General features: G+C 59.1%; 8 protein-coding genes. 4 read left to right on the top strand and 4 right to left on the bottom strand.

The annotated features are described in order from the left end of the window. Window positions 1-65: 65 nt before the first annotated feature. Genes ABX749_RS10205 through ABX749_RS10195 form a run of 3 tightly spaced genes read right to left on the bottom strand, consistent with a single transcriptional unit; the run spans window position 66 to window position 3,558 of the window. Window positions 66-1,304, bottom strand: coding sequence for a glutamate-cysteine ligase family protein (locus ABX749_RS10205; protein WP_372895886.1), 1,239 nt, complete (start codon window positions 1,302-1,304; stop codon window positions 66-68). A gap of 2 nt (window positions 1,305-1,306) precedes the next feature. Then, complete coding sequence (locus ABX749_RS10200; RefSeq protein ID WP_372895887.1) at window positions 1,307-2,773, bottom strand: RimK family protein; 1,467 nt, start codon at window positions 2,771-2,773, stop codon at window positions 1,307-1,309. Between the two features lie 5 nt (window positions 2,774-2,778). Then, complete coding sequence (locus ABX749_RS10195) at window positions 2,779-3,558, bottom strand: hypothetical protein (RefSeq protein ID WP_372895885.1); 780 nt, start codon at window positions 3,556-3,558, stop codon at window positions 2,779-2,781. 807 nt (window positions 3,559-4,365) lie between these two features. Between ABX749_RS10195 and ABX749_RS10190 the strand changes: the two genes are divergently transcribed. The 4 genes from ABX749_RS10190 to ABX749_RS10175 all read left to right on the top strand — a co-directional run bounded on the left by ABX749_RS10190 (window position 4,366) and on the right by ABX749_RS10175 (window position 9,301). Continuing rightward, a complete protein-coding gene (locus ABX749_RS10190) occupies window positions 4,366-6,624 on the top strand; it encodes a PQQ-binding-like beta-propeller repeat protein (RefSeq protein WP_372895884.1) in 2,259 nt (752 codons plus the stop codon). 125 nt (window positions 6,625-6,749) lie between these two features. Further along, window positions 6,750-6,989: a DUF3311 domain-containing protein gene (locus ABX749_RS10185; protein WP_372895883.1), complete on the top strand. Its 240-nt coding sequence runs from the start codon at window positions 6,750-6,752 to the stop codon at window positions 6,987-6,989. 8 nt (window positions 6,990-6,997) lie between these two features. Beyond that, window positions 6,998-8,695 (top strand): sodium:solute symporter, encoded by a 1,698-nt coding sequence (locus tag ABX749_RS10180; RefSeq protein WP_372895882.1) that lies wholly within the window; start codon window positions 6,998-7,000, stop codon window positions 8,693-8,695. A gap of 108 nt (window positions 8,696-8,803) precedes the next feature. Beyond that, a complete protein-coding gene (locus ABX749_RS10175) occupies window positions 8,804-9,301 on the top strand; it encodes a hypothetical protein (RefSeq protein ID WP_372895881.1) in 498 nt (165 codons plus the stop codon). Window positions 9,302-9,313: 12 nt separating this feature from the next. On the opposite strand, the gene ABX749_RS10170 is transcribed toward ABX749_RS10175, so the two are convergent. Continuing rightward, window positions 9,314-9,794 (bottom strand): bifunctional hydroxymethylpyrimidine kinase/phosphomethylpyrimidine kinase (locus ABX749_RS10170; protein WP_372895880.1); only part of this gene is annotated, 481 nt, incomplete at its 5' end.

The raw sequence follows: 9,794 nt of genomic DNA, 5'->3' as shown, positions 1-9,794 counted from the left end.
GCCTACCCGAAAACCACGGTGCGGCGGAATACTTGGCGTCGTCCTCCCTGCGGCACACTTTCGTGTCACGGATGAAAGGGTTCCCAATGATCCAACGAATCGGCGACTTCGTCATACACGTCTTTCAAGTCGTCCAACGTAAATTTCTTGCCCAGTGCGGCACAAATCCGCGTCGCCAGCGTCCCCTGATCGGTGATCACCTGCAGCGGTGCGAACAGACTGTCGAGCACTTCGTCGTTCCGCTTCATCCGGTCAAGCAGGAATGCCCACAAGTCACCGGCGCGGCAACTGGATCCAGGATAACCGAACAGCTTCAGATAGTCGGGCGATTCGATCTTGGCGTTTTCAGCCTGCTCGCTCACGTGGTTGAGGATACCGCGAAGCAATGAAGTCGGGACGTTTTTTTGCTGGTCCAGTGACGTCCAGGATTCCGAAACGAGTTCTTTCACCAACGCGATGACCGCGGCGCAGATCGCCACGTCGGCACCGGGATACTCCTGCACGTCCATCACCCGCAACTCGATCGATCCACGGTCGAATCGGGCGATCGCCCCCCGCGCATTGAGGAACTCTCCCTGTAACACTCCGTCGGCATCGTGATGACGAATGTCAGCGAACAGACGATCCATGATTTCCGCCTGGTACGTGGCCTGATCATAGATCGGTTCGGGAATCACGTCGCCGACCAACGAGGGCACTTTGCTGCAGTGTTCGGCATAAAACTTCATCCGCGAATCGAGCTGCCCCGAATAGTTGCCACCGACCACCGGTGAACTGGCCGTCAGCGCCGGCAGCAGCGGCAGCACCAATCGCACGGCGGCGTGCAGCCGGCCGAATTCCTGGTCATCGTCAAACGGCAGGTTCAGGTGAACGCTTTGCACGTTCGCCCAGCCATGGCTGTGACAATCAAAGATCTTGTCGTAGACACTGTAGATCTCGTGATACTGATGCGGCCACAACGCGGTCTCGGCGACGGGATCCATCCAGGGATGCATCCCCGTCGGCATCAATCGCACGTTCAGCGCGTCCAAGGCAGGCCCCAGATCGCGGATCGCCTTTTCAAACCGCGACGGCAAAGGGCGAATCTTCGTCGCCGGTTCGGTCGTCTTGAGCTCGATGACGTGCAAGGCCAATTCGTTCGACCAGGTGATCGGTCCGGATTCATATTCCGACGTCAATTCACCGCCGGCCAGTGACGCCAACAACACATCGGCGACCGGACGCACGCCGAGCGTGTCGCGGTCGACCAACATGTATTCCAGTTCAATGCCATAGGCATCGAACAACTTCAAACGGTCTGACATGATTATCTCGAGTTGGCTAATTGCTTTTGGACTTCGATGCGTCGAGTGAACGACTCCATGATCCGTCGATAAAGTTCATCGCGGAGCACGGCGTCTTCAATTCCGGAGTCGAGGTTGGGATTGTCGTTGACTTCGATGACATAGAACTGACCGTCGGATTCTTTGACGTCGACGCCGTACAGTCCGTTACCGATCAAGTTGGCGGCTTTTAATGCGACCGAGACGGCCTTTCGTGGGGCGGTTTCGACGGGCAAGGTCTCACATTTGCCGAATTTCGGCTTGGTGCCCTTGGAACTGTGGTTGGCGATCTGCCAGTGCCCTCGCGCCATGTGGTACTTGCAGGCGAACACGGCGCGTTGATCGAGGATCCCGATCCGCCAATCGAAGTCGGTGCGCATGTACTCTTGGGCGATCAGCAGTTCCGAATCGGAAAAGAATTCGTCCAGACGGCGTTTCAGGTCGCCGGCATTTTCGGCTTTGACGACGCCTTGCGAAAACGCGCTGTCGGGGCGTTTCAACACACACGGAAAACTGAGTTGCCCGGCGACTTCATCGGCGTTGCCGCGATGGGCCACGATGGTTCGCGGCGTTGGCACTTTGGCTCGATTGAGCAATTCGGCCAGATAGACCTTGTTGGAACAGCGCAAGATCGAGAGCGGATCGTCGATCACGACCATCCCCGCCGCTTGCGCACGCCTGGCCGTGCGGTAGGTGTGATGGTTGACCGCGGTCGTTTCGCGAATGAACAACGCGTCGAACTCCAGCAATCGCCCGGTGTCTTCGCGCGTGATCAATTCCGCCGCAATGCCTTCTTTCGCTGCGGCCTTGACCATCTTCTTCAACGCGGCTTCGTCCGACGGTGCCAATTCGCCTTCCTTCGGGTCATGCAGGATCGCCATGTCGTAGCGGGTCACCTGACGCTTCGCGCGAACGGTGCTCCGGCGAGTGAAGTGCCGCTGTGCGGCATCGGCAACGAATTGACGGTGGTGCTTGGGCACATCGTTCAATGCGATCGCCGACGCGCCACGCAACCGCCACTTGCTGCCTCGGGTGAACTTGAATCGCAACAGCGGAGCTTGAAACAACGCGTACAACTCTTTGGCCAGCCGGCTATGCTTTTTGGCGACGTTTTCACCGAAGTACACGCTCAGCACAAAGCTGTCGGTCGTCAACGATTGCAACGACTTTTGAATCAGCTCCTCCAGATGTTGCGGGATCAGCCGGATCGCGGCGGTCCCCCGCAAGTCTTGGATCGTGACGACATCGGGCACCGCACGTTGCCCACGCGCCTCGGCCAACAACGACACGTAGTAACCGAGGCTTTGGTAGGCGTACGATCGACACAGGTTGTAAACCCTGGCCCCACGTGGAGTGCTTCCATTGGGACTGGACAAGAATTCGCCTGGGTCAATGGTTTGAACGCCCTCAAACCGCCCGAGCCAATCGTCGGCGGTTTCGGCAACAAGCACGATGTTCAATCCAAAATCCTTTCTGATGACGCAGCGGGTTCCAAAGTCAATAAATTGGCATCGTACGTGACGATACCCAGCAAGATGGCCGACGTGACTTGCGACAACGGCGCCAAGTAATTGTTCGTCGGTGCGAACGGATTGGGGTGCAACGGATCGGCAATCAAAACATTGCCCGAAACACGGTCGTATCCATGCAGCACCACAAAATGCCCGACCGGATCGCCGGCAATGTCGTCTGCAACACTGCTGCGTCCGTCCGCATCAAGCGGTTGGGGGCGCTCCCGTGATTCCTGATACAGGTAGGTTGCACTCAAGCCACACAGAATTGGCACGCCTGCGGTCAACGTTTTCGTGATCAAATGATCGTCCAGTCGCTGCATCCGCACGCGCCCGCCCAGCCGGAGGTACTGTAGGTAGTATCCCGTCGCGACTTCGAAGCGCTTCACATCGATGTCCTTGCGGCAACGTTTAGCCTCCAGCTGCTGACGCAGCTTGTGGGACAATCGATCGGCCTCGGCGGTGCCGCTGGTCGGATCAAACCACGACGGATCGAACAGATGCAGATTATACGTCGTGATCTCGGTGTCGTAGCCTCGCTGGAGCGCGTGGCACCCCAGTTGAACCGCCAACGTCCCCGAGCCGTTGCCGCCACCCGTTTCACCGATCAGCTGGCCAATGTCGACGGGGTCATTCCAGTAGGCATAGACGGCCGCTAAGCATGTCGGACCACAACTGGAATCGTTGGGCTGGGGTTGTATTTCGAGGTGCAGCGCATGTTTCATGGAGCGACAGTGGCAAGACAACAGAACTCATCCGCTCCATCCAATGGGGTCGTAATGATGATCGCCAGTTGCAAGGCACATCGCGTACCAATGTCAATTGCTGCAGCGGCGGCGCGTCCGATTCTGATCTGGGCCGATCGACACCGCAATGGTTTTTCCATCATCCAGTCTGCCTGGGCGGATTGAACCGTCGCGACAAACCGTCACGACGGTCCAACAGCATCGCAATCCGGCAAAGAAACTGCCATCGCCGGAAAAATATTTTCCAGTCCGAATCGCCAGCGATGGTGTTCCGGCGGTAGGCAACGCTGCGAAGCATTGATTGGCGGTAGGTGGGAGCCTTCCGGTGTTTGGGTAGCAATGAGAAACCGGAGGGCTCGCGGCCTGTCGCTAACAAAAAACACCTGAAGATGGTAGCGGAACGGCGCGAGCCGTCCGGTTTCAGCTTGGAAACACCGTCAAAGACCGGAGGGCTCGCGCCCTGCCGCTAACAAAAGTCCCCCGTTTGGCGCCAAAGTAAGCCGTATTGGCCTCGCGCCTTGCCGATATAACCTCGCCAAACACGCGGAGAGACACACTTCACGGCGTCACGCTACCGGGTGACGCATGACATTTCGAGCTTCCGTCGCGCACAGCGTGACCTACAGCTAATGCAGCGACAGCCCGACTTGGCACGATTCGTGCATTCGACCGGCATCGTCACGACAAACCGTCCGCGGGTGGTGTTCTCGGCGTGCAGCCCTGCATCGCGACTTCCCCGGCGTTTGTCTCTCACGCGTGTTCCCCAGCCCGCCACCAAGCACCTCCATGCCACTCAAACGCTACCCGACCGTTCTCAGCTGCTGCCTTTGCGTCTCTTTCGTTTTGCCAATTGCCGCCGCGAACGACTCGGCCAACTGGACACAGTGGCGTGGCCCGAATCAAAACGGAATCGCACAGGCGTCGGGACTGGTCAACGACGTCAAGTGGTCCGGCGGATCGGGAAGCAACATTCGATGGAAGAACCCGCAAGCCGGCGGGATCTCCACCCCCGTCATCTTCAACGAACGACTCTACACCATCGTTCGTGATCAACCAGGCACCCCCAAAGACGCCGAAAAGGTCATCTGCCTGGATGCGAACACGGGCGAGCAACTTTGGGAAAACGTTTACAACGTGTTCTTGTCGGACGTGCCCGCCGAGCGAATCGGTTGGTCCAACGTGGCTTGCGATCCGGACACCGGCAATGTGTACGCGCTCGGTGCCTGTTGCCTGCTGCAATCGATGAACGGACAAACCGGCCAGACGCTGTGGTCCCGGTCATTGAGCGAAGAATTCGGAATGCTCAGCACCTACGGCGGCCGCACCAACACGCCGGTGGTGTTCGAGGACCTGGTGATCATCAGCGGCGTCACGACGGGCTGGGACGAGACCGCCAGACCCGCGCACCGCTTCCTTGCCTTTGACAAAGCGACGGGAGTGCTCGCTTGGATCACCAGCACCCGACCGCTGCCCGAAGACACCACCTACAGCACGCCCATCATCACAACCATCAACGGGCAAGACGTGATGATTGCCGGCGCGGGCGACGGATTCCTGTATGGCATGCAACCGCGAACCGGCAAGGTCCTCTGGAGTCAGCCGATTTCACGACGCGGTATCAACACGTCGGCCGTCGTCGATGACAACGGCCAAGTTTACACCGCCCACGGCGAAGAAAACCCGACCGGCACCGCGATGGGCGCCGTGGTCCGGATCGATGCCACACGAGCGAGCCTGGATTCGGCGTCGGCCGAAGTCTGGCGGACACCCGAGTTGACGGTCGGCAAAAGTTCGCCCTTGTTGGTCGACGGTCGGCTCTACGTGGTCGAGGATTCCTCGCACCTGCACGTGCTCGACGCGGAAACCGGCAACGAGATCGGCGACGGACTGAAACTCGGCACCTCGATGCGTGGCAGTCTGATCTACGCCGACGGAAAGATCTATGCCTGCACCGCGACCGGCTACTTCTACATTCTCAAGCCGACCGAGGACGGGATCGAATCGGTTTACAAGTCGCGTTTGCCGCGCGGTCATGAAGTCGGCGGTTCCTTGGCTGTTTCCAAAGGCCGGCTGTACCTGCCCACCACCGAAGGCCTGTACTGTTTGGCCAGCGAGCAGGCCGAGGACACCGCATCTGGCGAAAACGCAATCGCGTCGACGCTCGACGCCCAGCCTCGACCGGCCGTCACCGACACCACGATCAGCCACTTGCAATTGATCCCCGCCGAAGCCATCGCAGTCCCAGGCGCGGCGCTTCCCCTGCGGTTGGTGGCGTACAACGCGATCGGACAACGTTTGGAAACTCCGGCAAACGCGACGTTTGAAGTGTCCGGCGATGGGCGAGTCGATGCCGACCAGAACTTCCTCGCGTCCAGCGAAGTCGCTGGCCACACCGCCGCCGTTGTGACCGCGCGCATCGGCGACCGCGTCGCGACATCCCGATTGCGCGTCGTTCCTCCGTTGCCCTGGCAATTCGATTTCAGCGACAACGAAGTTCCGATGACTTGGATCGGCGCTCGCTATCGTCACGAACCTCGCAAAATCGATGGCGACCCGGCGTTGGTCAAAATCACCACCATTCCCAAAGGCACGCGCAGCCAGTCTTGGATGGGACCGACTGACATGCACGACTACACCGTGACCGCGGACGTCAAAGCAGCGGTGGCGTCCAAGTTGCCCGACATCGGTCTGATCGCCCAACGCTACACGCTGGATTTGATGGGCACCAACCAGCAGCTGCAAATTCGCACCTGGCCGGCGCAGAACCGGATGGCGCGCAGTGTTTCGTTCGCTTGGAAAGCCGACACGTGGTATTCGATCAAATTTCAAGCCACCAACGAAGAGGGACAGCTCGTCTTGCGTGGCAAGGTTTGGCCGCGGGGAACGGAAGAACCTGATACCTGGACCTTGACCGCGACCGACCCCGCGCCCAACACCCAGGGCAGTCCCGGATTGTTCGGCAACGCCACCAACGCAGAGATCTTTATCGACAACGTCACCGTCGCGGCAAACCGGCCGGCGGCAAGTGAGCGAGACGACCGTTAACATTTTGCACTGCCACCAACTTTGACGCTGTGAAGCACTCAATGGGTCTCGGGCCCTTCCGCTAAAATATGCTTCACAGCGTTGCCCCAACTTAACGAACCCTTCTACCTTCCAAATCACACTTCATGAAATATCTTGTTTGGGGACTTGTTGTCCTTCTGGTCGTCTTGCACCAGGATCTCTGGAACTGGGATAACGACCGGTTGGTGTTCGGATTCATGCCGGTCACGTTGGCGTATCACGCCGGCATCTCCATCGCGGCGAGCGTCGTTTGGTTTCTGGCGACCAAGTTCGCTTGGCCCAACGATTTGGAAGGCGTCACAAAATCGGCATCCGAAACCGAGCATTCGGAGGCCGTGTCATGAGCCCCGGAGTGATCAAAGTTTTAATCATCGGCGTCTATCTGGCGGCGCTCGTCAGTTTGGGACTCTTTTCCTCGCGGCTGTTTCGCGGCACGTCAAAAGACTACCTGCTGGCCAGCCATTCGATCGGCCCGTTTCTGTTGTTGATGTCACTCTTCGGCACGACAATGACCGGGTTCGCATTGGTCGGATCGACCGGTGAAGCGTTTGCCGAAGGGGTGGGCGTCTACGCGATGCTCGCGTCCTCGTCGGGCATCATTCACTCGCTCTGTTTCTTCGTGCTGGGCATCAAGCTTTGGTCGTGGGGAAAGAAATACGGCTACACGACACAAATCGCGTTTTTTCGCGATCGACTCGGCAGCGACAAGATCGGCTTGCTGCTGTTCCCGATTCTCGTCGGGCTGGTCATCCCCTATCTGTTGGTCGGAATCATCTCGGCCGGCAAGGCGATCGAAGGCGCGACGCGTGGCGATTTTCTGATGCTGACCGAATCGGGCAGCATTCCGCCGTGGTTGACCGAATTGGTGATCTGCGCCGTCGTGCTGGTGTATGTTTTCTTCGGCGGGATGCGGGGCACCGCTTGGGCCAACACGTTTCAAACCATTGTCTTCATGGTCCTGGGTGTCGTCGCGTTTTATTTGATCGCGACGGGCTTGGCCGCCAAATCGGTTGAAAGCGGACGTGCCCATGAGATCCGCGACGGCCAGCGCGTCGTGCGTACCGAGCCGCCATCGGGACTGATGGATTCACTGCACATCGTCTCCCAAGAAATCCCCAAAGCGCGACGGGTGCGCGCCGAAGTCACCCTTTCGGACCAACTCGCCACCGTCGAAGCGCCCGAGAAATTTCGCACGCGGGAACGAATGGATCCGTGGTTGTTCTTGACGTACATGTTGATTCCGTTTTCGGTCGGCATGTTTCCGCACCTGTTTCAGCACTGGTTGACCGCCCGGGACGCCAACGCATTCAAGTTGTCCGTCGTCGCACACCCGGTGTTCATCTTGATCGTCTGGATTCCTTGCGTGTTGATCGGCGTTTGGGCGACGACGGGCTTGATCGACATCCCACCTCCGATCGCCAGCGATCCCAACAAGGTGCTCGGATTCATGGTCAAGTCGCTTTCGGGCGATGTCCTGGGCGGGTTCCTGTTGGCCGGCATCTTGGCCGCGATCATGTCCAGCCTGGACAGCCAATTCCTGTGTATCGGAACCATGTTCACCAAAGACATCGTGGTCCACTACAGTCGCGAAGACCGCTTCAGCGATCGTCAGATCATCCTGATCTCGCGTGGGTTCATCATCGCCGTCGTCTTGGCAACGTTTCTGCTCAGCTTGACCACGATCGCCCAGACCCGCGTGTTCCAACTGGGGATTTGGTGCTTCAGCGGATTCAGCAGCTTGTTCCCGCTGGCGTTCTTGGCCATCTACTGGCGTGGGTTGACCAAGTGGGGCGCCTACGCGGGCGTGTTGACTGCGGCTTCGGTGTGGTTCTGGTTGTTTTCGGCCAGCCAATTCGGCGCGATCGAAAACTGGTCGGTCGATATCACGCTGGGCGGCAGCACGATCCACACGATGCCGGTCGCGACGATCTTCATCGCATCGACGCTTGCGACCGTGATCGTATCGCTGGTCACCCCCAAGCCCGACGCGACGACACTGGAGAAGTTCTTTCCCGCCGCCGATGGAGGCCGCGTCGATGATGCGATGTGAGGCTCGCGTCGATCGCCTTCCGTCATGTCCAGTGCGTCGTTAAAGTGGTCTCCTTTGGTGCGGTTACCGTAGCTCTCCGCAGACACTCCACCCGTCCAAAGCGATCCCATGGAAATTCTCGACATCCTCTCACGCATCGTTCACGTCGGTACGGCGATCACTCTGGTCGGCGGAAGCGTGTTCACGGCGTTCGTGTTGATGCCGTCGGCCAAAGAGCTGGGCGACGAACCGCACCGCCAATTGGCCACGGCGATCACGTCGCGGTGGAAGCGGTTCGTCCACATCGGCGTGCTGCTGTTTCTCGTCAGCGGACTGTACAACTACTACCGGGCCATTCCAGCACACCAGGGCGACGGACTCTACCACGCCTTGGTGGGCACGAAGATGTTGCTGGCGCTGGCCGTCTTTTTCATCGCCGCGGCCCTGGTCGGACGAAGTGCCAAACTGCAACCGATCCGCGACAAGAAAGCCACCTGGATCAAGATCCTGGTGCTGCTGGCGGCGATCATCGTCGCCATCTCCGGATACGTCAAAGTCCGCGGCGCCGCGAAAGCCTTGCCGCCAATCGGTGACGCGACGGTGTTGACTGAAACAGAAGTGGGTTAGACGTCCAGCCTGTCATTGAGCCCCGCCGGCATTCTTTCCCGCGTGCAAAACACGATGCTCGACAGGGCGGCAGCCTTGGCCTAGCGGCGGCGATAGCTCCAGCGACGTGTGAACGGCGGAGATCGCACCTTGCACCGCGGAATTCACCCGAAGGGCATGCGGGTGCTTGGGACTGGTCAACGTCAAACGTGCCGCGATGGTCGCCGACAAACTGCAGCCCGCACCGTGACCATGGTTTCCCGGCACGTCTGCGACGCCGATGCAAGTCACGTGTTCATCGTCGGCGAGGATGTGCTGCCGATCCCCGTCGATCACCCCGGCTTTGATCAACACATACTTTGGTCCCAACTGATGCAGGTCATCGGCGGCCTGGCAAAAGGAATCCAGATCGGTCAGTTTCCGCCCCAGGATCGCTTCGACTTCATAGCGATTCGGCGTGATCAGGGTGGCGATCGGAAACAGGTGCTCGCGGTACGCAGCGGTCATGCTGCTG

The sequence above is a fragment of the Stieleria sp. genome, from assembly GCF_041595215.1.
GTDB lineage: Bacteria > Planctomycetota > Planctomycetia > Pirellulales > Pirellulaceae > Stieleria > Stieleria magnilauensis.
This window is presented reverse-complemented; position numbering and strand designations above follow the sequence as displayed.

Coding starts and splice junctions, on each gene's coding strand:
- ABX749_RS10205 (WP_372895886.1), bottom strand. CDS start 1,304: ATGTCAGACCGTTTGAAGTTGTTCGATGCCTATGGCATTGAACTGGAA.
- ABX749_RS10195 (WP_372895885.1), bottom strand. CDS start 3,558: ATGAAACATGCGCTGCACCTCGAAATACAACCCCAGCCCAACGATTCC.
- ABX749_RS10190 (WP_372895884.1), top strand. CDS start 4,366: ATGCCACTCAAACGCTACCCGACCGTTCTCAGCTGCTGCCTTTGCGTC.
- ABX749_RS10185 (WP_372895883.1), top strand. CDS start 6,750: ATGAAATATCTTGTTTGGGGACTTGTTGTCCTTCTGGTCGTCTTGCAC.
- ABX749_RS10175 (WP_372895881.1), top strand. CDS start 8,804: ATGGAAATTCTCGACATCCTCTCACGCATCGTTCACGTCGGTACGGCG.